Genomic DNA, 19,307 nt, shown 5'->3' on the forward strand with positions numbered 1-19,307 from the left:
TTACGCCAGCGTAATGTTCGTTTAACCATAACGGTAACCGGACATGCCCATCGAACCCTGGTTCATTGTAGCGATCGTCTGCAGCCTGGGGGGGTATGCCGTTTATCTGACGGGCCTGCGCCGTCAGCTCGTGCAGCCCAATCGAGCCTCCTGGCTGATCTGGAGCGCGGCAACCGCGGTCGAGGCCGGCACCTATGCGGCCGTCAATCCGGGCGCGCTGCAGAGCTGGGTGTTCGCGCTCGCCTCGGTCGCCTGTATCGTCGTGACGATCGGCATCTGGCGGCGCTCGAACTGGGCCTCGCCGTCGCGTGGCGAGATGATCTGCATGGCGGTGTGCCTTGCCGCGCTGATCGTCTGGATCGTCTCGAGCAACGCCTTCTGGCCACATATGCTCGTCGTCGCCGCCGTGCCCGTCAGCTTCTGGCCGACCTGGGAAAGCGTCTGGCAGGACCGCACGCGCGAGCGCTCGCCCGCCTGGGGCCTTTGGACGTTCGGCGATCTCGCCACCCTGATCGTGGCCACGCGCACCGGCGACCAGCATGTCGGCGAATATGCCTATCTGTTCGTGGAGCTCGCCTGCCATGCCAGCGTCTGGTTCATGGTCGGCCTCGCGACGATCAATCCGCTACGGTCGCTCGGCTTCCGCAACGGCCGTTTCTATGTGCTCGACGCATACAGCCCAGCCGCCAACCTGTTCTCGGTCGGCGAGACGCATCTCGGCAAGGCAGTCTATGCTGCGCTCGGCTTCGCCGAGGGGGAGACGATCATCCGCTTCACCGGCCGTCGTTTCCGCGCCGACCGTATCCCAAGCCTGATGCGCGGATCGAGCGACCGTTTCGTTCAGGTGACGCCCGATCATTATATGGGCCCGTCCGGTCGGATCGACGACCTGATCAACCATAGCTGCGCGCCCAATGCCGGCCTGCGCTTCACCGCCGACGGCGTGTTCCTCGTCGCAATACGCGACATCGCGCAGGGCGAGGAAATTGCCTGGGATTATTCGACGACGCTCAAGGAATCCAACTGGCACATGATCTGTCAGTGCCGGAGCCCCGACTGCCGCCGCGTGATCGGCAATTTCGAGACACTCAGTCCGGTCCGGCAGGAATGGTTCAGGGCGCGCAATCTGGTCGCGCCCTATCTGCGGCGGAAGGATAATATCGAGCGCGACCGGGCGGCCTGATCCTCAACCGCACGCGATCATGTCCCTGATCCGCATGGTCGGGGCCTCCCGCGATTGCTGCCCTGCCGCTGTCGATACGGGGCGAGACGGCGCCATGTCAGAGTGTCGCCAGGTCGATCTCCGCATGTCGGTCGAGCGTGTCGTTCGCCTCGGGCATCGGATATTTCAGCCCGGTCGCGCAGTTGAACAGCACGACGCGCTCGTCCTCGTCGACCAGCCCGGTGCGCAGCGCTTCCTTGTACGCAGCGAGCGTCGCGCCGCCTTCGGGGCAGAGCAGCAGTCCATCCTTCTTCGCCGCGTCATCCACTGCCTTCAGGATCGCCGGATCGCCGACCGCCATTGCCTGACCGCCACTCTCGCGCACCGCGCGCAGGATCAGGAAATCGCCGACCGCCCTGGGCACGCGGATGCCGGCTGCGACCGTCGCCGCATCCTCCCAGCGCTCGGCATGTTCCTCACCCGCCTCGAACGCGCGGACGATCGGCGCGCAACCCGACGCCTGCACCGCGAACATCCGCGGCCGCTGCGGCCCAATCCAGCCGAGCTTCTCCAACTCATCAAACGCTTTCCACATGCCGATCAATCCGGTGCCGCCGCCGGTCGGATAGAAGATCGCGTCAGGCAGTTTCCACCCGAACTGGGCGGCCAGTTCGAGCCCCATCGTCTTCTTGCCCTCGATCCGGTACGGCTCCTTTAGGGTCGAGAAATCGAACCACAGCCCCTCCGCCGCGCCCTTGCCGACGATCGCGCCGCAATCGTCGATCAGCCCATTCACGCGGTAGACCCGCGCACCCTGCAGTGCGATCTCGCGCACGTTGATCTCGGGCGTATCATCAGGACAGAAGACGATCGTCTCGATCCCGCACCGGGTCGCATAGGCGGCGAGCGCGGCGCCGGCATTGCCGTTCGTCGGCATCGCGATCTTCGTCACGCCAAGTGCCTTCGCCATCGACACCGCCATGACGAGGCCGCGCGCCTTGAACGATCCAGTCGGCAGCCGCCCCTCGTCCTTGACGAGCACGTTCGGCCCGCCCGATCGCGGGATCGGCACCAGCGGCGTCTCGATCTCCCCCAGGCTGACCACGTCCTTGGTCGCGCGCACCGGCAGCAGCTCACGCCAGCGCCACAGGTCGGTTGGCCGCGCGGCGACCATCGCCCGCGGAAGCACCGCGCGGACCATGTCGAGATCGTAACGCACCAGCAGCGGCCGCCCGACCCGGGACAGGCCATGGAGCTGATCCGCCTCATAGCGCTCACCCGTCATCGAGCATTCGAGATGGGTGACGAAAGTCGGGCGGTCGGTGACGAGATTTTCGTTCATGCGCCCACCATAGCGAGCCCCTCCCGATTGCGGGAGGGACGAACCCTCACTCCGGCTTCTTCGCCACCCCGACCAGTGCCGGGCGCAGCAGCCGGTCCTTGATCATGTACCCGGCCTGCATTTCCTGCACGATCGTGCCGACCGGCTTGTCGCTCGGCAGCTCGAACATCGCCTGGTGGAAATTGGGGTCGAGCGGCAAGCCAATAGCAGTCATCTTCTTGATGCCATGGCGCTGGAACACCGACTCCAGCTCACGGCCGGTCGCTTCCAGGCCGGTGATCAGGTTCTTGAGCTTCTCATCCTCACGCAGCTCGGCCGGGATCGCCTCGAGCCCGCGGGAGAGATTGTCGGCGACCGAGAGCAGGTCGCGCGCGAACGCGGTCGCGGCATAGGCGCGGGCGTCGGCGGCTTCCTTCTCGGCACGGCGGCGGACATTTTGCGCCTCGGCATGGGCATAGAGCACCGCCGACTTCGCCTCGGCCAGTTCGGCCTGGAGCTTCGACACGCGATCATGCTCCACAACCTCCGGCACCTCCTGGGCGGTTTCCTCGCGCAGGTCTTCGGTAGGGGTTTCGATCTTTTCGTCTTCGATCATCTTGTGTCGCTTTGGTCCTGTTAGGGCATGAGCCGCGCCAGTGTCGCGGCAGTGAAATCCACCATGGGCACGACGCGGGCATAGTTCAACCGAGTCGGCCCGATAACACCGACGACGCCGACCACCCGTCCATCAAGTCCGCGGAACGGTTTCGCAATGACGGATGAGCCGGAAAGCGAGAATAATTTATTCTCCGCGCCGATGAAGATGCGCGTCGCATCGCCGGCACCGGCACTGTCGAGCAGCCGGGCAATCTCCTGCTTGCCCTCCAGATCGTCGAGCAGATCGCTGATCCGTTCGAGGTCGGCCGCGRCCGCCGCGTCGATCAGCCTGCCCTGCCCGCGCACGATCAGCACCGGGCGGCGATTGCCGTCCTCGCTCCAGATCGCGAGGCCGCGCTCGATCAGGGTGCGCGCGACGATATCGACCAGCGCGCGCTCCTCGCCGATCTCGCGCTCGATCCGCGCCCGCGCCTGGCCGATGGTCAGCCCGGACAGCATCGCGGTCATGTAATTGCCCGCCTCGACCAGCGCCGAAGGCGACACGCCAGGCGGCAGGTCGATCACGCGATTCTCGATCGCGCCATCCTCGCTGACCAGCACCGCAAGGGCCTTGTCGGCGGAGAGCGGCACGAAGCTCATCTGCCGCAGCACCAGCTCGCGCTTGGGCACCATCACCAGCCCGGCACAGGCCGACAGGCCTGACAGCGCTGCGGTGGTCGCGGCCAGCGCCTCCTCGACGGGCCCAACCTGCGATACGCGCGATTCGATCGCGGCACGCTCCTCGGCCGACGGCTCCAGCGCCTGCATCATGCCGTCCACGAACAGGCGAAGCCCGATCTCGGTCGGCATCCGCCCGGCGCTGGTGTGCGGCGCGGCGAGCAAGCCGAGTTCCTCCAGGTCCTGCATCACGTTGCGGATCGAAGCAGGCGAGAGGTTCAGACCGGAAAGATGGGCGATGGTCCGCGACCCGATCGGGGTGCCCGTATCGAGATAGCTTTCCACCACCACGCGGAAGACATCGCGCGCGCGGTCGTTGAGCTCGGTGATCGGGGGCGCGTGCATCACGACCATTTAGGGTCGACGGCCTCCCGTCTCAATGTGCGTGCGGATCATCCGCTAACACTGGCGCGTTCCGGGGCAGGCGTCTAGGTGGCGTGCCACCACTCAGGAGACCTTATCTTATGCGCCCATCCGGCCGCACCCCCGATCAGATGCGCACGATCACGATCGAGCCGCGTTTCACCCGCCATGCCGAAGGATCCGTGCTGATCGGATTCGGCGACACCAAGGTGCTGGTGACCGCCTCGGTCGAGGAGAAGGTCCCGCCCTTCCTGCGCGGCAAGGGCGAGGGCTGGGTCACCGCCGAATATGGCATGCTCCCCCGCGCTACGCATACCCGCGGCCAGCGCGAGGCGGCCAAGGGCAAGCAGTCGGGCCGCACGCAGGAGATTCAGCGGCTGATCGGCCGTTCGCTTCGCGCCGTCACCGACATGAAGCTGCTCGGCGAGCGCCAGATCGTGCTCGATTGCGACGTGATCCAGGCGGACGGCGGCACCCGCACCGCCTCGATCTCGGGCGCCTGGGTCGCCCTTCGCCTCGCCATCGACGGGCTGCTTGCTTCGGGCAAGCTGACGGTCGATCCGCTGAGCCAGAAGGTCGCGGCGATCTCCTGCGGCATCTATAACGGCACGCCGGTGCTCGACCTCGACTATGACGAGGATTCGAACGCCGATGCCGACGCGAACTTCGTCCTGCTCGAGAACGGCAACATCGCCGAGGCGCAAGCGACCGCCGAGGGCGCGACCTATGACGAGGAAGCCTTGCTCCGCCTGCTCCGCCTCGCCCGTATCGGCTGCGCCGACATCTTCGCCGCCCAGGCCAGGGCCGTCGCAAAGTGACGGCCGAGGTCCCGCCCCAGGCGATCCGCAAGCTCGCCCCCGGCAAGCTCGTCATCGCCAGCCATAATCCCGGCAAGGTCCGCGAGATCCTGGACATGCTCGGGCCATATGGGATCGAGCCGGTGTCGGCCGCGGAGCTGGACCTGCCCGAGCCGGAGGAGACCGGCACAACTTTCCTCGCCAACGCCGAGCTAAAGGCGCTTCAGGCGGCCGACCTCACCGGCCTGCCGGCACTGGCCGACGACAGCGGCCTGTGCGTCGATGCGCTGAACGGCGATCCAGGGATCTTCTCGGCACGCTGGGCCGGCGAGGGCAAGGATTTCAAGGTAGCGATGCGGCGGGTCAACGACGCGCTCGACGCGAAGGGCCCGGAGGCGAGCCGCGACGCGCATTTCATGTGCGTGCTCGCGCTGGCCTGGCCCGACGGCCATGTCGAATGGTTCGAGGGCCGGGTCGATGGCACGCTGGTGTGGCCGCCGCGCGGGACCGGCGGCTTCGGCTATAACCCGATCTTCGTGCCGGAGGGCAGCGAGCAGACCTTCGCCGAGATGCCCGACGCGAAAAAGGCGATCAGCCACCGTGCTCGGGCGTTCGAAGAGATGATGGCGGCGGTTCTTTAAAGCCCTTCTCAAATTCCCTCTCCCAGCGGGAGAGGGAGGGAGCAGCGAAGCTGCGGAAGGGTGAGGGTGACGTACGCCTATCCCTAGTCACCCTCATCCGGCGCTACGCGCCACCTTCTCCCGAGGGGAGAAGGATTTAGGGCATCTGCCCCACGACATTGCCCGGCGGCGTGTAGCGGCACACCAGATAATCATCCTTTGCATTGCTCGCCGTCGCACAACCGAACTGAGTCGTCCCGCGCCAGATGATCTGGGTGTAGTGCGCCACATCCTCCCACCGCCCGGTGGCGCTGAAATCAGGCGTAACGCCGCGCCGATAGTCGCGCCGTTCGTCGACCCAATGCCCGGCCATCTCCTCGTACCGATAGGCGCCGCGGGTGCCCGTCCAAAGATTCTCGCCCTCGGGCACCGCCCCACGCGGTTCCTTCGAATGCTCGAACCTGCCCGAGCGGGCCAGTTCGCGGGCATAGCGCTCGGCATCGGTTGCCAGCGTCGGGCTCCACACCAGCGCAGGAACGCCGGCAGCGGCGCGGGCGTCATTATGGGCCCGGATCATTGCCTGACGCATCATCGCCTCGCCGCGCGGTGCGATGCCGGAGAAGCTGCGCTCCTCGACCACACGCTGGGGCTGAGGCGGGGCGGCCGCCGAACAGCCGGCCAGCAACGCGAATGCCATCAACAGAAACCGCATCGTCCGCCTCTTCCCCCACCCCGTTCGCGGGATCATATGGGGCGCGCATGACCGATCCCCAAACGCCGCCGCTCGCACTCTATGTCCATTGGCCGTTCTGCGTGTCGAAATGCCCTTATTGCGACTTCAACAGCCATGTCCGCGCCGATGTCGACCAGGCTGCGTGGCGCGCAGCACTGCTGACCGACCTGCGACACGAGGCGGAGCAACTGCCCGGCCGCATGCTCGGCTCGATCTTCTTCGGCGGCGGCACCCCGTCGCTCATGCCGCCCGAGACGGTCGAGGCGGTGATCGACGCGGCCAGGCAGGCCTGGGGCTTCGCGCCCGATATCGAGATCACGCTCGAAGCGAACCCCTCCTCGGTAGAGGCGGCGCGCTTCGCCGACATCGCGGCAGCGGGCGTGAACCGGGTGTCGCTCGGGCTACAGGCGCTCGACGATCAGGCGTTGCAATTCCTTGGCCGGGCACACGACCAGCGCGAAGGGCTGGCCGCGCTCGACACGGCGCAGCGCGCCTTTGCCCGGGTCAGCTTCGACCTGATCTATGCCCGGCCCGACCAGCGCCTTGCCGACTGGGAGGCCGAGCTGACCCGCGCGATCGGCTTCGGCACCGAGCATCTGTCGCTCTACCAGCTTACCATCGAGCCCGGCACGCGCTTCGCGACCGAAGCCGCGGCAGGAAGGATCGTCATCCCCGACGGCGACAACGCCGCCGATCTGTTCGAGGCGACCCGCGAGATCACCGCATCGGCAGGTATCCCGGCTTACGAGATCTCCAACCATGCCCGGCCGGGCGCCGAGAGCCGGCACAACCTGACCTATTGGCGCTACCGCGACTATGCCGGGGTCGGCCCCGGCGCGCATGGCCGGCGCGGCGGGCTTGCCACGGTGCGCCGCAAGAAGCCCGAGAACTGGATGACGGCGATCGAACGCAACCAGCACGGCATGGAGAGCGAGGAGCCCCTCGCCCCGCATACCCGCGCGACCGAAGCATTGCTGATGGGCCTGCGCTTGCGCGAAGGCGTCGATCTCGCCCGGATCGCCACGCTTGGTGAGACGAGCGTCGACGCGCTGATCCGCTGGCCTGCCGCGACCCGGCTGGAAGAGCAAGGGCTGCTCGTCCGCGAGGGCGACCATCTAACTATCACCGAGGCAGGCATGCTCCTGCTCGACGCGATCCTGCCCGAGATCGTCAACGACTGACACCGAGGATGCGAACGGCCGGCATAATCCGTCACCCCGGACTTGTTCCGGGGTCCACTGTGCCGAATCCGAAAGGCCGATGAGTTTGCGGAGCGGCGGATGCCGGAACAAGTCCGGCATGACGTTCAGACCAACCACGGCGCGTCAGCCTCGCCGAAGGGATGCTCCTCGTCTCAGAACCCGGTAGGCGCCGGCGACACGGTAACGGTCGTGCCGCCCCTGATCTCCTGCACCTCGAGCGCCCGTTCGGCGACACTGTCGCGCCCGAAGCGGAACGGCCCGTCGATCCCGGCGAACCCGCCCGCATCGCGCAGTCGCGCCTCGGGGAACTGGCTGCCGACCGGCCAGTCGCGCGCGATCCGCACCGTGAGCAGCACCGCGTCATAACCAAGGCTGGACAGCCGGTACGGGGCCGCGCCGAAGCGGGCACGATATTTGGCGGCATATTGACGGTAGAAATTGTCCGACACGCTGGCGAACCAGGCGCCGTTCAGGCTCGGCCGTCCGGCGATCGAGGTTTCCAGATTCCACTGGTCGGTGCCCAGGATATGAGCGCTCGCGCCGCCATTCTTGCGAATCAGCGGCACTGCGGCCGCTGCGGTCGCGCCGCTGTCGGCGATCAGCACGGCGCCGAACGGCGCGTTCTGGGCCATGCGGGTGATCGCTGTCGTGATCGCGCCCGGCGCACGGTCATAGGTCTGGAGCGACCGCACCTGCCCGCCCGCGCTTTCGACGGAGCGAAGGAACGCGGTGGACGCGCGTTCGCCGAAGGTGCCGTTGGGAACCAGGCCCGCGAAATCGGTAACGCCGCGGCCCTTGGCATATTCGACCACGCGCTCGATCGCCTGGGCGGGCGCGTATCCCATCAGATACGCGCCGTTGCCGGCAGCGGTCACGTCATTGGAGAAGCTGATGACCGGAACGCCCGCGCGCCGCGCGATCGGCGTGATTGCGCGCACATCTTCCGCGAGCAACGGCCCGAGGATCAGTCGGTTGCCCTCGGCCAGCGCACGCTGCGCGGCAGCGGCGGCGCCACCATTGGTGTCATAGGTGGTGATCCGCACCTTCTCGTTCTTGCTGTCGAGCAGGGCGAGCTGGGTCGCATTGGCCAGGCTCTGTCCGACGCCGCCATTGGAACCGGTCAGCGGCACCAGCAGCGCTACGCGGTGACGCGCGACGTCGATCGGGATGCCCGACTGGACCTGGCCATTGTCCTGCACCGGCCGCGGCGGCGGGGGCGCGACAGGGCCTGGGCCACGCGGAACCACCGACTGACACGCGCTAAGAAGCAGTGCTCCGGCAATGAAGGCTGTACGAAGGAGCTTCGCTCCCCGTTGCGGTATCGATAGGGCCTCTGCCATGACTGCTCCAATGAACGCCGAACTTGCGCCCGGTCTCTATATCGTTGCCACCCCGATCGGCAATCTTGGCGATCTGAGTCCGCGCGCCGCGCATATACTCTCGAACGCCGCCGTAGTTGCGGTCGAAGACTCGCGTGTGACGGCGGGCCTGCTGCGTCATATCGGCGTAAAACGGCCAATGACACCCTATCATGATCATAATGCCGAACATGTCCGCCCGGGCCTGATTGCGCGCATGGGCAGCGAGGCCGTCGCCCTCGTCTCGGATGCCGGGACCCCGCTGATATCCGATCCAGGCTATAAGCTCGTGCGCGATGCGCGCGCGGCGGGGCATCTGGTCGTGACGATTCCCGGTCCCTGCGCCGCCATCGCCGCCTTGACCCTGGCCGGTCTGCCGACCGATCGCTTCCTTTATTGCGGTTTCCTTCCTCCCAAGGCGCAGGCACGCGCGACGGCGATCGCCGAGATCGGCTCGGTACGGGCGACGCTGGTGCTGTACGAATCGGGGCCGAGGCTCGGCGCGACGCTTGCCGCCCTTGCCGAAGGCCTGGGCGACCGAGAGGCAGCGGTGACGCGCGAGATCACCAAGCGGTTCGAGGAAGCGGTGACCGGGACGCTCTCCTCGCTTGCCGCCCGCTATGCCGATGCGCCGCCGCGTGGGGAGATCGTCATCGTGGTCGCGCCACCCGGGGAGCCCGAAGCGGCCAGCGTGGATGACGCCGAAGCGGCACTGACCGAGGCACTGACCCGCTTGCCGATGGGCAAGGCAGTCAGCGAAGTGGCGAAGAAACTCGGCGTGGACCGGAAGGAACTCTACGCGCGGGCGCTGGAGATGAAGGGGTGATGGGCACTATTCGTTCCTCCCCGGCACGGGGAGGGGAAGCGCGGCGAACGCTCCGCCCGCGGAAGCCCCCCTCCACCAGCTTCGCTGGTCCCCCTCCCCGTACCGGGGAGGAATGGGATGCGTGACCGCCGGATCGCCGAGGCCGCAGGCCGGCGCGGCGAGCGCCTCGCCGGCTGGTGGCTCCGCCTCAAGGGCTGGCGCATCCTCGACCGCCGCGTGCGCACCCCCGCCGGCGAGGTCGACCTCGTCGCGCGGCGGGGCAACCTGATCGCTTTCGTCGAGGTGAAGATGCGCAAGACCGGCGCCGATCTGGACTTCGCGATCGACGAACGCCGTCTCTCCCGCGTCGCCGCGGCAGCTGAATTCCTCATGCCCAGATATGCCGGCCCCGGCGATGATATCCGCGTGGATGTGATCCTGATCGCCCCTGGCACGCGGCCGCGTCATATCGAGAATGCGTGGATCGGGTGACTTCCGTGCCGACCCACCCTACATCGCCGCCACCACCGCACGAACAAGAGGTCCCCTGATGCTCACCGTGGCCGTCCAGATGGACCCGCTCGATTCGATCAACATCGCGGGCGATTCGACCTTTGCGCTGATGCTGTCGGCGCAGGCGCGCGGACACAGGCTGTTCCATTACACCGCCGAGGACCTGAATTATTCTGACGGCCGCGTCTGGACCAAGGCGCATCCGGTGACGGTGCAGCGCGTCGTCGGCAATCATTTCACCTTCGGGGAAGGGGCCAGCCTCGATCTCGGCAAGGACGCCGATGTCGTGCTGATGCGGCAGGACCCGCCCTTCGACCTGGGTTACATCACCGCGACCCATCTGCTCGAACGCATCGCGCACCAGACCCTGGTGGTGAACGACCCCGCCAGCGTCCGCAATGCGCCCGAAAAGGTGTTCGTGCTCGATTATGCGCGCTTCATGCCGCCGACGCTCGTCACGCGCTCGCTCGACGAGGCGCGCGCCTTCCTCGCCACGCACGGCGAGATCGTGGTCAAGCCGCTGCACGGCAATGGCGGCAAGGCGATCTTCAAGGTCGGCAGCGACGGCGCAAACCTGTCCGCGCTGATCGAGGTGTTCAACACCGCCTATCGCGAGCCGCACATGATCCAGGCCTTCCTTCCCGATGTGGCCAAGGGCGACAAGCGTATCGTGCTGGTCGACGGCGAGGTTGCGGGCGCGATCAACCGCGTGCCCGGCGCGGGCGAGATTCGGTCCAACCTCGCGGTCGGCGGTTCTGCCGAGAAGACCGTGCTGACGATCGAGGAGCAGGAGATCTGCGCGGTGCTCGGCCCCGAACTCAAGAAGCGCGGCCTGCTGTTCGTGGGCATCGATGTGATCGGCGGCAAATGGCTGACCGAGATCAACGTCACCTCGCCCACCGGCATCGTCGCGATCGAGCGGTTCGACGGGACCGACGTGGCGGGCCTGATCTGGGATGCGATCGAGGCGAAGGTGGCAAAGGGTGCCTAAAACTCCCCTCCCGCTTGCGGGAGGGGTCGGGGGAGGGCCTGTCCGCACGCGAGCCGCCCTCAATTTGGACACGCCCTCCCCTAACCCCTCCCGCAAGCGGGAGGGGGATGAAGCGTGACCGAGTTCATCATCGATCTCACCGCATGGGGCGGCTATTTCGGCATCTTCCTGCTGATGGTGCTGGAGAATGTCTTTCCGCCGATCCCATCCGAGGTGATCATGGGGCTCGGCGGCATGGCCGTTGCGCGCGGACAGATGGAGGTCGTGCCGCTGCTGGCCGCGGGCACGGCGGGCACCGTCCTGGGCAATTATTTCTGGTACGCGATCGGTCGACGCTTCGGCTATCGCGGCCTGAAGCCCTGGTTCGACCGATATGGCCGCTGGCTGACGGTCGAATGGCATGATGTCGAGCGGCTCCATGCTTTCTTCACGCGGCACGGCGAATGGATCGTGTTCGTGTTCCGCTTCATGCCGACCTTCCGTACCATGGTCTCCCTGCCTGCCGGCATGACCTGCATGCCGCATTGGCGCTTCCTGCTCTGGACCGCGGCGGGCAGCGCGATCTGGAACGCCTTCCTGACCTGGGCCGGCTATTATCTCGGCGCGAATTTCCGCGAGCTTGACCGCTATGTCGGGCCGGCTGCGCTGGCGATCTTGGTCGGGATCGTGCTGTCCTATCTCTGGCGGCTGCTGACGTGGAAGGCTCGGGCCTAGGCTGCCTCCTTGTTGGCTTCATCTCCCTTTCCGTTCGTTTCGAGCGAAGTCGAGAAACATTGATTTAGCGCTTGGCCCGGTTTCTCGACTTCGCTCGAAACGAACGGAAGAGAGGGGCTTGCCCCGAGGGAAATCTACTAAGCCCGTGGATGCGCGTTGCGGTAGACATCGAGCAAATGCGCCGCATCGACCGCGGTATAGATCTGGGTCGAGCTCAGGCTGGCATGGCCGAGCAGCTCCTGCAGTGCGCGGAGGTCAGCTCCGCGCCCCAACAGATGAGTCGCGAAACTGTGCCGAAGCGCATGCGGCGTCGTCCGCTCGGGCAGGCCGAGCCGCGTCCGTGCCGCCTGCACCGCGCGCCGCACGATCGCGGGCAGCAGCGGGCCGCCCTTGGCGCCGCGGAACAGCGCCGTGTCGCGTGCGATGGGCCAGGGGCAGAGCGCCACATACGCCTCGATCGCCTCGCGCACCTGGGGCAGCAGCGGCACGATCCGGGTCTTGTCGCGCTTGCCGGTCACGCTGAGCGTCGGGCCGAGGGGGAGCACCGCGCCCGTCAGCCCGGTCGCCTCCCCGACGCGCAGGCCGGCGCCGTAGAGCAGCATCAGCACCGCCCAGTCGCGCGCGCCGATCCAGGGTTCGGCGGCGTTCTCCTCGACATCCTCGGCCAGCGACACCGCCTCATCGGGCGAAACCGGGCGCGGCACGCCCTTCTTGACGCGCGGCCCCCTGAGCCGGGGCGCCGCCCCCGCCCCGCCGGCAAAGATCAGAAAGGCGCGCACCGCGGACAATTCCCGCGCGGCCGAGGCATTGCCCAGCCCTTCGCCGCGCCGGAGCGCGAGATACGCGCGCAGGTCGGCCGCAGCGACCTTGCCCAGCGATTCGCGCATCACCGGCCCGCCCCAATGGCTTTCGAGGAAATGCAGCAGCCGGTTGGCCGTCGCTTCATAGGCGCGGATCGTATGCACCGATCGCCGTCGGTCGCGGCGGAGATGATCGGCGAAATCGGGAGCGAGACCGGACATGATCCGACCATAGCGCCGAAGCGGCTTCATGCGGAAGCTTTGCGCGAGCGCGCAGAGCCGCCATATGAGCGCCGTGTCCCGCGCCCGAGTCCTCGTCATGAATTCAGCGCTCGGCCCGCTCGACTATCGCGTCCCCCACGGGATGCAGGTCGAGCCGGGGTCGATCGTCGTCGCGCCGCTCGGCCCGCGCCAGTTGATCGGCGTGGTGTGGGAGCCGGAGAACATGCCGTCCGATGCCGAGGTCGGCGACAACCGGCTGCGTAATCTGGTCAGCGTATTGCCCGCCCCGCCGCTCGGAGCGCCGCTGCGCCGGCTGATCGAGTGGACTGCCAATTATTATCTCGCCCCGCCCGCCTCGGTCGCGCGCATGGCGCTTGCCTCGACCTCGGCGCTCGAAGGCGGGCGGACCGTTCTGGAGTATCGCGCGACCGGAGAATTACCCGAACGCCTGACGCCGCAACGCCAGCAGGCGCTGGAACGCATCGGCGACCGCCAGGGGCTGATCCGCGAACTGGCGCTGGCCGCCGATGTTTCCGACGCGGTGATACGCGGGCTGGTGAAAACCGGCGTGCTCGAAGCGGTCGAGGTCGATATCGACAGCCCCTTCCCGGTGCCCGACCCCGACCATGGCGTGCCCGCCTTGTCGCCGGACCAGCGCGCGGCGGCAAAGGTGCTGATCGCCGATGTCGAAGCTGAGGCGTTCAAGCCGACCCTGCTCGATGGCGTCACCGGGTCGGGTAAGACCGAGGTCTATTTCGAGGCGGTGGCCGCCGCGATCCGCGCCGGGCGGCAGACCCTCGTCCTGCTGCCCGAGATCGCGCTGACCGAGCCGTTCCTTCAGCGTTTCGCCGCGCGCTTCGGCGTCGCGCCGGTCGCCTGGCATTCGGGCCTGCGCCAGTCGCAGCGCCGCCGCGCGTGGCGCGCCATCGCGAGCGGCCAGGCACTGGTGACGGTCGGTGCGCGCTCCTCGCTGTTCCTGCCCTATGCCAATCTCGGCCTGATCGTGGTCGATGAGGCGCATGAGACGAGCTTCAAGCAGGAAGAAGGCGTGCATTATCACGCCCGCGACGTGGCGGTGATGCGCGGGCTGTTCGAGAAATGCCCCGTGATCCTTGCCTCGGCCACGCCGGCGATCGAAACCCGCCAGCAGGTTGCGCTGGGGCGTTACGCCGAACTGAAGCTTCCGGGGCGTTGGGGCGCTGCCGAGATGCCGGCGATCGAGGCGATCGACCTGATCGCCAATCCGCCCGAACGCGGCCGCTGGATTGCCTCGGCGATCGTGAAGGGAATCGAGGAACGGCTCGAACGCGGCGAACAGTCGCTGCTGTTCCTCAACCGACGCGGCTATGCGCCGCTCACCCTGTGCCGGACCTGCGGGCACCGCTTCCAATGCCCCAATTGCACGGCGTGGATGGTGGAGCACCGGTTGGTCAGCCGCCTCGCTTGTCATCATTGCGGCCATGTCGAGCCGGTGCCGCGCGCCTGCCCGGAATGCAGCAACGAGGACACGTTGGTCGCGGTCGGCCCTGGCGTCGAGCGGATCGCGGACGAAGTACGCGCGCTGTTCCCGGCGGCGAAGACGGCGGTCGTCACCTCGGACACGATCTGGTCGCCGGCCAAGGCGGCAGAATTCGTCCATCGCATGGAAGCGGGCGATATCGACATCGTGGTCGGCACCCAGCTCGTCACCAAGGGCTATCATTTCCCCAACCTGACCCTGGTCGGGGTGATCGACGCCGATCTGGGGCTTGCCGGCGGCGACCTGCGCGCGTCGGAGCGGACCTTCCAGCAGATCATGCAGGTGGCCGGGCGCGCCGGGCGCGGCGAGAAGCCGGGGCATGTCTATATCCAGACCCATAGCCCGGACGCGCAGGTGATGCGCGCGCTGGTCACCGGCGATGCCGAGGCATTCTACGAAGCCGAGACCGAATCCCGGCGCGAGGCGGGCGCCCCACCTTTCGGGCGCTTCGCGGGCATCGTGGTGTCTAGCGAGGACCAGGCCGCCGCACAGGAGATCGCGACGCTGATCGGTCGCACCGCGCCAAGGCTGGAGGCGATGGAGGTGTATGGCCCCGCCCCTGCCCCGCTCGCCATGCTGCGCGGGCGGCACCGGTTCCGCCTGCTGGTGCATGCCCGGCGCGCGCTCGACGTGCAGGACGTGATCCGCGACTGGCTGGGCAAGCTCGACTGGCCGAGCAAGGTTCGCGTCGTGGTGGACATCGATCCTTACAGCTTCGTCTGACGGCGACGCGGCGGAGGGAGGCGGTTTTGCGGGGCAATGATATTCCCGGGCCATTCCGGCGCATATTCTCTCTGTCTTCCGGCCGGGGTTCCTGTCAGAATCGCGCCATGCCTTCCGCACCGCTTCACCGCTCGATCCGGCACCTGCTCGCGATCCTGTTCCTGGCCCTGAGCGCCGTCACCGTGCCGGCGCAGGCCGACGACATCTCGGCCACCGGCCGCGGGGTCGTGCGCATCGTCACCATCGCGGTGGTCGATGACGAGGTGGTCGGCTTCGGCCATGGCAGCGGCTTCGCGGTCGCGCCCAACCGGATCGTCACCAATGCGCATGTCGTCGAACTGGCCAAGCGCTATCCCGACAATGTCGTGGTCGGCGTGGTTCCGTCCGAAGGGGCCAAGAGCTATGAGGGCAAGGTCATTGCGATCGACGCGGCGCGCGACCTTGCGCTGATCGAGTTCACCGGTACGCGACTGCCGACGGTCGCGCTCTATACCGGGCCGGTCGAAGAAGGCGCGCCAGTCACCGCGCTCGGCTATCCGGGCAATGTCGATCTCGCGACGGCGCGCTCGGCGGTCGACTATATCCACCCACTGTCGCCGATCCGGTCGGAGGGCGTGTTCTCCGGCCGGCGGGCGATGTCGGGCGTCGATGTGCTGCTGCACACCGCCAATATCGCGCGCGGCAATTCGGGCGGGCCGCTGCTCGATCCGTGCGGTCGGGTGATCGGCGTGAATTCCTCCTTCACGAAGAGCGAGGAGGGCGATTCGAGCTTCGGCTTCGCCATCGCCGATTCGGAACTGGCGGCGTTCCTGCGCGACGCGAAGCAGAACTATCCGGCGGTCGGCACGCCCTGCACCAGCATCCTCGACCGGGTGAAGCAGGACAGCGAGGCCGATGCGCGGGCAAACGCCGAAGCGGACGCCGCGAAGCGCGACGCAGCGGCCAAGGCTGCGATCGTGCGCGAACAGGCGCTCGGCAATGCGCGCGTCGCCGCCGAGCGGTACCGCGAGAACATCATCGCACTGGCCGCCGTGCTGCTGGTGGCGGGCGCGCTGGCGATCGGCGGCGCCGGGCTGCTCGAAATACGGCGCAAGCGGCGCGAGGCGGTCTGGGCTGCAGCGGCCGGTGGCGTGCTGATGCTCGCATCGGCGGTGGTGTTCTTCACCCGGCCAAGCGGCGAGGTGACCCTGCCGCCAGAAACCGCGCCAACCCATGCGCCTGCCATTTCCTCAACCGCCGCGCTCGGCAAGATGGTGTGCACCGTGGTGCCGGAGCGCAGCAGGGTCGTCTCCTCCTCGGTCGAGGAACTGAAGATCGACTGGGGCGCGGCCGGTTGCATGAACGGGCGCACCCAATATGCCGAGAATGGCAGCAAATGGGACCGTATCCTCGTGCCGACCGAGGACCAGACGGTATCGGTCCTGCAGTTCGACCCGGCGACCCGGACCTATTCCAACCAGCAATATTTCCTGACCGCGGCGCAGATGGACGCCTTGCGCAAGATCCGAACCCAGGTGACGATCAAGGCCTGCACCCCGGACGAGGCGGGCCGCGCCAATCTGGCGACCCAGCAGAGCGCGATCCGCACCCTGCTGCCGGCCTATCCCAATGAGAAGATCGTCTATTCCTGCAAATCGGCTGACTAAGCCTTTCGTATCCAGAAGGGCTGGACGAACCGTCCGCGACGATGCGCGAGGACAAGCAGCGCGACGCCGAATGCAGTGCAGACGATGATCGCGGGCAGCGAGTTCTCCGCGCCGAACGAGCCCCCGGTCAGCAGGTCCGAGCCGCTGATACGCGGGACGAGAATACCGTCCTGCTTGAATCCGGAAACGGGGATGCCGTAGATGCCGCCCTGCGAGAAATTCCACGCGGCATGAAGCCCGATTGCCGCCCACAGCCGACGCGTCAGCATATAGAGCGCGGCGAGCATGATACCTGCCTCCAGCGTAATCGCGAAGCCGGCCAGCAAGGACGCGTTCGGGTTTCTGAGATGCAGCGCTCCAAACAGAACGGCAGACAGTACCAGGGCGATCCAGCTGCCCAGCCAGGATTCGACCAGCCGGAAGAAGACACCCCGCAGCATGATCTCCTCGGTTACGCCCGACGTGATCGAGATAGCGAGCACCGGTAGCAATACCGCGACGGGATTCTGGCCGATCACCCGATATCCGCCAAGCGCGGCAATGATGCCGACCACGACCGAGAAGAGCAGGACGCCGCCGAGCAGGCCAGCACCCAGTTCCTTCGCCCAGCCGTTAAGCGCGAATTCGGCAACGACCGGGCGACGTTCGACCAGTCGCACAAAGGCCCAGTAGAAGGCGACGAAGATCGCCGCGACGATGACGGCGACCCCAACCGCCAGCCAGTCATTCTTGGCGTGCGGAATGGCGCGGCTGACCAGAGTCGAGGTCATCCCCGCTCCGATCATGAAGGCGATGCCGATCAGCAGCAGCACCAGCGGGAAATGCACGATCCGCCAGACCAGGATGTTCGGCGGCGTGACGGGCTTGATCGCTTCCATATATCCCCCTCGATGATCGAAGGAGCGTAGCGGCCATCGCCGACCGACGCAAAATCAGGTGCGGTCGATCCTGGCGGCAAAACAGCCGCGCTTCGCATTATGAGCGTGGAGCCAGGCGACCGCCGGATCGGCGAAAAACCGGTCGATCAGCGCGGGCAGATTGCGGCCCTCGGTAAGGTCGGCGTTGGTCATCATGCCATTCGCATCATAGGCGCGGACCGACAGGGTGCGGATTGCGAGCTGTTCGGGCACCTCATTCTCGAACCGCGCGGCTTTGGTCGCCCCGTCGCGCACGAAGATCGCATGGCGCTGGCGATAGGGCGAGGCGACCGGCAGATGCTCATAGTTGAGCAGCAGCACATGCTCGCCAGGCACGGCATCCTCGAGGGAGACGCGGCAGGGAAAGCCGGGTTTCGCGTCGACGGCCATGCGGACGACGCCCAGGCCGGCGAGCTCGGCGTCGCTGAAGCCGTAGAGGGGCACGAACGGCGCCGGGTCGAGACCGGTGATGGTAAAACCGCTCATGCCCCGCCCTCCCGCTTGAGCAGCACCACCTTACGGTCGAGGCCGTACGCATAGCCGCCAAGCGTGCCGTCGCTGCGCTGGGCGCGATGGCAGGGGATGACCACCGCAACCTGGTTCTGGCCGCAGGCAGTGCCCGCCGCGCGGACCGCCTTTGGATTGCCCGCGATTGCGGCAAGTTCGCTATAGCTGCGCGTCTCCCCCGCCGGGATGGCACGAAGCGCCTGCCACACCGCCTCCTGGAACGCGGTGCCCTGTACGTCGAGCGGCAGGTCATGATGGCGCTCGGGCGATTCGACGCTCGCCACGACACGCGCCGCCAGATCGGCCAGCGCAGCGCCACCCGGCGCAATCTCGGCCTTGGGAAAACGCACCTTCAATGCCTGCTCGTCCTCGTCGAACGATACGCGGCACAGGCCCTTGTCGGTCGCCGCGACAAGCATCGGGCCGAGGCTGGTATCGGCGATGGTCCAGCGGATCGTCACCCCTGCCCCGCCCTTGCGCCAAGCACTCGGCGTCATGCCGAGCCGCTTGGCGCCGCCTTCATAGAAACGGCTGGGGGCCGAATAGCCCGCCCCGTAGATCGCTTGGGTGACACTATCCTCGTCGATCAGCGCCTTGGCCGCGCGCTGCGCCTTCAGGCCGCGGGCATAGGCGGCCGGGGTCACGCCGGTCGCACGCTTGAACAGGCGGTGGAAATGGTGCGGCGCGTAACCGACCCGGGCAGCCAGCTCTTCGAGCCCGATACCGTCCTCGTCCGCCTCGATCAGCGCGACCGCCTGCGCCACCGCCACCCTGTCACGGCCAACCTCGTCGGGCTTGCAGCGCAGGCAGGCGCGGAACCCCGCCTCCCGCGCCTCGGCACCGTCGCGGTAGAACAGGACATTCTCCCGTTTCGGGTGCCGCGCCGGGCAGCTCGGCTTGCAATAGATACCGGTCGAGGTGACCGCACCGACGAAATGACCGTCATAAGCCCGATCGCGCCGTTCGAAGGCGGCCCAGGCGGTATCGGCGTTAATGGCGAGTTGCTGTGTCATGGTGCCGATATAGGCGGCGCCGATACGCGCCACATCCCGAGGCTTG

At 67.2% G+C, this 19,307-nt stretch carries 19 protein-coding genes; 10 read left to right on the forward strand and 9 right to left on the reverse strand.

The genetic code is table 11. The features are described 5' to 3' along the window. Positions 1-43 precede the first annotated feature (43 nt). A complete protein-coding gene (locus AC1DT7_RS20090; protein ID WP_478037955.1) occupies positions 44-1,183 on the forward strand; it encodes an SET domain-containing protein in 1,140 nt (379 codons plus the stop codon). 97 nt (positions 1,184-1,280) lie between these two features. Here AC1DT7_RS20090 and AC1DT7_RS20095 read toward each other — a convergent pair whose 3' ends face one another. Genes AC1DT7_RS20095 through hrcA form a run of 3 tightly spaced genes read right to left on the reverse strand, consistent with a single transcriptional unit; the run spans position 1,281 to position 4,163 of the window. Further along, entirely contained in the window at positions 1,281-2,504 is a 1,224-nt protein-coding gene (locus tag AC1DT7_RS20095; RefSeq protein ID WP_478037956.1) for a threonine synthase, read from the reverse strand. Positions 2,505-2,550: 46 nt separating this feature from the next. Then, positions 2,551-3,099, reverse strand: coding sequence for a nucleotide exchange factor GrpE (grpE, locus tag AC1DT7_RS20100; protein WP_478037957.1), 549 nt, complete (start codon positions 3,097-3,099; stop codon positions 2,551-2,553). Positions 3,100-3,119: 20 nt separating this feature from the next. Next, positions 3,120-4,163 carry a heat-inducible transcriptional repressor HrcA gene (gene hrcA / locus AC1DT7_RS20105; RefSeq protein WP_478037993.1) on the reverse strand — a complete coding sequence of 348 codons (1,044 nt, stop codon included), beginning with the start codon at positions 4,161-4,163 and terminating at the stop codon, positions 3,120-3,122. Between the two features lie 119 nt (positions 4,164-4,282). Between hrcA and rph the strand changes: the two genes are divergently transcribed. Together rph and rdgB are read left to right on the forward strand one after the other, a co-directional pair. Beyond that, positions 4,283-4,999 carry a ribonuclease PH gene (gene rph / locus AC1DT7_RS20110; RefSeq protein ID WP_272622490.1) on the forward strand — a complete coding sequence of 239 codons (717 nt, stop codon included), beginning with the start codon at positions 4,283-4,285 and terminating at the stop codon, positions 4,997-4,999. Then, positions 4,996-5,619 carry an RdgB/HAM1 family non-canonical purine NTP pyrophosphatase gene (gene rdgB, locus AC1DT7_RS20115; RefSeq protein ID WP_478037958.1) on the forward strand — a complete coding sequence of 208 codons (624 nt, stop codon included), beginning with the start codon at positions 4,996-4,998 and terminating at the stop codon, positions 5,617-5,619. The genes rph and rdgB overlap by 4 nt, the downstream gene beginning before the upstream one ends. 136 nt (positions 5,620-5,755) lie before the next feature. Here rdgB and AC1DT7_RS20120 read toward each other — a convergent pair whose 3' ends face one another. Continuing rightward, positions 5,756-6,310 carry a CAP domain-containing protein gene (locus AC1DT7_RS20120; RefSeq protein ID WP_478037959.1) on the reverse strand — a complete coding sequence of 185 codons (555 nt, stop codon included), beginning with the start codon at positions 6,308-6,310 and terminating at the stop codon, positions 5,756-5,758. A gap of 47 nt (positions 6,311-6,357) precedes the next feature. Here AC1DT7_RS20120 and hemW point away from each other — a divergent pair, with 47 nt between their 5' ends. Then, a complete protein-coding gene (hemW, locus tag AC1DT7_RS20125; RefSeq protein ID WP_478037960.1) occupies positions 6,358-7,512 on the forward strand; it encodes a radical SAM family heme chaperone HemW in 1,155 nt (384 codons plus the stop codon). 173 nt (positions 7,513-7,685) lie between these two features. Here hemW and AC1DT7_RS20130 read toward each other — a convergent pair whose 3' ends face one another. Next, the gene (locus tag AC1DT7_RS20130; protein ID WP_478037961.1) at positions 7,686-8,873 is read right to left on the reverse strand and encodes a penicillin-binding protein activator; all 1,188 of its coding nucleotides are present in this window, start codon (positions 8,871-8,873) and stop codon (positions 7,686-7,688) included. Between the two features lie 10 nt (positions 8,874-8,883). Here AC1DT7_RS20130 and rsmI point away from each other — a divergent pair, with 10 nt between their 5' ends. The 4 genes from rsmI to AC1DT7_RS20150 all read left to right on the forward strand — a co-directional run bounded on the left by rsmI (position 8,884) and on the right by AC1DT7_RS20150 (position 11,914). Then, positions 8,884-9,717 carry a 16S rRNA (cytidine(1402)-2'-O)-methyltransferase gene (gene rsmI / locus AC1DT7_RS20135; RefSeq protein ID WP_478037962.1) on the forward strand — a complete coding sequence of 278 codons (834 nt, stop codon included), beginning with the start codon at positions 8,884-8,886 and terminating at the stop codon, positions 9,715-9,717. A gap of 117 nt (positions 9,718-9,834) precedes the next feature. Then, positions 9,835-10,188 carry a YraN family protein gene (locus AC1DT7_RS20140; protein ID WP_478037963.1) on the forward strand — a complete coding sequence of 118 codons (354 nt, stop codon included), beginning with the start codon at positions 9,835-9,837 and terminating at the stop codon, positions 10,186-10,188. 55 nt (positions 10,189-10,243) lie between these two features. Continuing rightward, positions 10,244-11,200, forward strand: a complete 957-nt coding sequence (gshB, locus tag AC1DT7_RS20145; RefSeq protein WP_478037994.1) for a glutathione synthase — start codon at positions 10,244-10,246, stop codon at positions 11,198-11,200. Between the two features lie 114 nt (positions 11,201-11,314). Next, positions 11,315-11,914: a DedA family protein gene (locus AC1DT7_RS20150; protein ID WP_478037964.1), complete on the forward strand. Its 600-nt coding sequence runs from the start codon at positions 11,315-11,317 to the stop codon at positions 11,912-11,914. Positions 11,915-12,051: 137 nt separating this feature from the next. Here AC1DT7_RS20150 and AC1DT7_RS20155 read toward each other — a convergent pair whose 3' ends face one another. Continuing rightward, entirely contained in the window at positions 12,052-12,966 is a 915-nt protein-coding gene (locus tag AC1DT7_RS20155; protein ID WP_478037965.1) for a tyrosine recombinase XerC, read from the reverse strand. A 34-nt stretch (positions 12,967-13,000) separates the two neighbouring features. On the opposite strand from AC1DT7_RS20155, the gene AC1DT7_RS20160 reads away from it, so the two are divergent. Both AC1DT7_RS20160 and AC1DT7_RS20165 read left to right on the forward strand, forming a co-directional pair. Further along, positions 13,001-15,178, forward strand: a complete 2,178-nt coding sequence (locus AC1DT7_RS20160) for a primosomal protein N' (RefSeq protein WP_478037966.1) — start codon at positions 13,001-13,003, stop codon at positions 15,176-15,178. A 107-nt stretch (positions 15,179-15,285) separates the two neighbouring features. After that, entirely contained in the window at positions 15,286-16,824 is a 1,539-nt protein-coding gene (locus AC1DT7_RS20165; RefSeq protein WP_478037967.1) for a S1C family serine protease, read from the forward strand. Here the strand turns inward: AC1DT7_RS20165 and AC1DT7_RS20170 are convergent. From AC1DT7_RS20170 to ada, 3 genes are read right to left on the reverse strand one after another with little or no spacing between them, the layout of a single operon-like run. Beyond that, positions 16,821-17,702, reverse strand: a complete 882-nt coding sequence (locus AC1DT7_RS20170) for a lysostaphin resistance A-like protein (RefSeq protein WP_478037968.1) — start codon at positions 17,700-17,702, stop codon at positions 16,821-16,823. The two genes, AC1DT7_RS20165 and AC1DT7_RS20170, sit on opposite strands and share 4 nt — an antisense overlap. Positions 17,703-17,756: 54 nt before the next feature. After that, positions 17,757-18,227 carry a DUF1203 domain-containing protein gene (locus tag AC1DT7_RS20175; protein ID WP_478037969.1) on the reverse strand — a complete coding sequence of 157 codons (471 nt, stop codon included), beginning with the start codon at positions 18,225-18,227 and terminating at the stop codon, positions 17,757-17,759. Beyond that, positions 18,224-19,261, reverse strand: a complete 1,038-nt coding sequence (gene ada / locus AC1DT7_RS20180; RefSeq protein WP_478037995.1) for a bifunctional DNA-binding transcriptional regulator/O6-methylguanine-DNA methyltransferase Ada — start codon at positions 19,259-19,261, stop codon at positions 18,224-18,226. The genes AC1DT7_RS20175 and ada overlap by 4 nt, the downstream gene beginning before the upstream one ends. Positions 19,262-19,307 lie beyond the last annotated feature (46 nt).

This window comes from Sphingomonas sp. P3_C6 (genome assembly GCF_056402595.1).

Excerpts from the sequence above, each read along its gene's own strand:
- rph (WP_272622490.1), top strand. The coding sequence starts at position 4,283 with ATGCGCCCATCCGGCCGCACCCCCGATCAGATGCGCACGATCACGATC.
- hemW (WP_478037960.1), top strand. The coding sequence starts at position 6,358 with ATGACCGATCCCCAAACGCCGCCGCTCGCACTCTATGTCCATTGGCCG.
- AC1DT7_RS20160 (WP_478037966.1), top strand. The coding sequence starts at position 13,001 with ATGAGCGCCGTGTCCCGCGCCCGAGTCCTCGTCATGAATTCAGCGCTC.
- ada (WP_478037995.1), bottom strand. The coding sequence starts at position 19,261 with ATGACACAGCAACTCGCCATTAACGCCGATACCGCCTGGGCCGCCTTC.
- AC1DT7_RS20120 (WP_478037959.1), bottom strand. The coding sequence starts at position 6,310 with ATGCGGTTTCTGTTGATGGCATTCGCGTTGCTGGCCGGCTGTTCGGCG.
- AC1DT7_RS20090 (WP_478037955.1), top strand. The coding sequence starts at position 44 with ATGCCCATCGAACCCTGGTTCATTGTAGCGATCGTCTGCAGCCTGGGG.
- grpE (WP_478037957.1), bottom strand. The coding sequence starts at position 3,099 with ATGATCGAAGACGAAAAGATCGAAACCCCTACCGAAGACCTGCGCGAG.
- AC1DT7_RS20165 (WP_478037967.1), top strand. The coding sequence starts at position 15,286 with ATGCCTTCCGCACCGCTTCACCGCTCGATCCGGCACCTGCTCGCGATC.
- AC1DT7_RS20130 (WP_478037961.1), bottom strand. The coding sequence starts at position 8,873 with ATGGCAGAGGCCCTATCGATACCGCAACGGGGAGCGAAGCTCCTTCGT.
- AC1DT7_RS20175 (WP_478037969.1), bottom strand. The coding sequence starts at position 18,227 with ATGAGCGGTTTTACCATCACCGGTCTCGACCCGGCGCCGTTCGTGCCC.
- rsmI (WP_478037962.1), top strand. The coding sequence starts at position 8,884 with ATGAACGCCGAACTTGCGCCCGGTCTCTATATCGTTGCCACCCCGATC.
- AC1DT7_RS20155 (WP_478037965.1), bottom strand. The coding sequence starts at position 12,966 with ATGAAGCCGCTTCGGCGCTATGGTCGGATCATGTCCGGTCTCGCTCCC.
- AC1DT7_RS20140 (WP_478037963.1), top strand. The coding sequence starts at position 9,835 with ATGCGTGACCGCCGGATCGCCGAGGCCGCAGGCCGGCGCGGCGAGCGC.
- AC1DT7_RS20095 (WP_478037956.1), bottom strand. The coding sequence starts at position 2,504 with ATGAACGAAAATCTCGTCACCGACCGCCCGACTTTCGTCACCCATCTC.
- AC1DT7_RS20170 (WP_478037968.1), bottom strand. The coding sequence starts at position 17,702 with ATGGAAGCGATCAAGCCCGTCACGCCGCCGAACATCCTGGTCTGGCGG.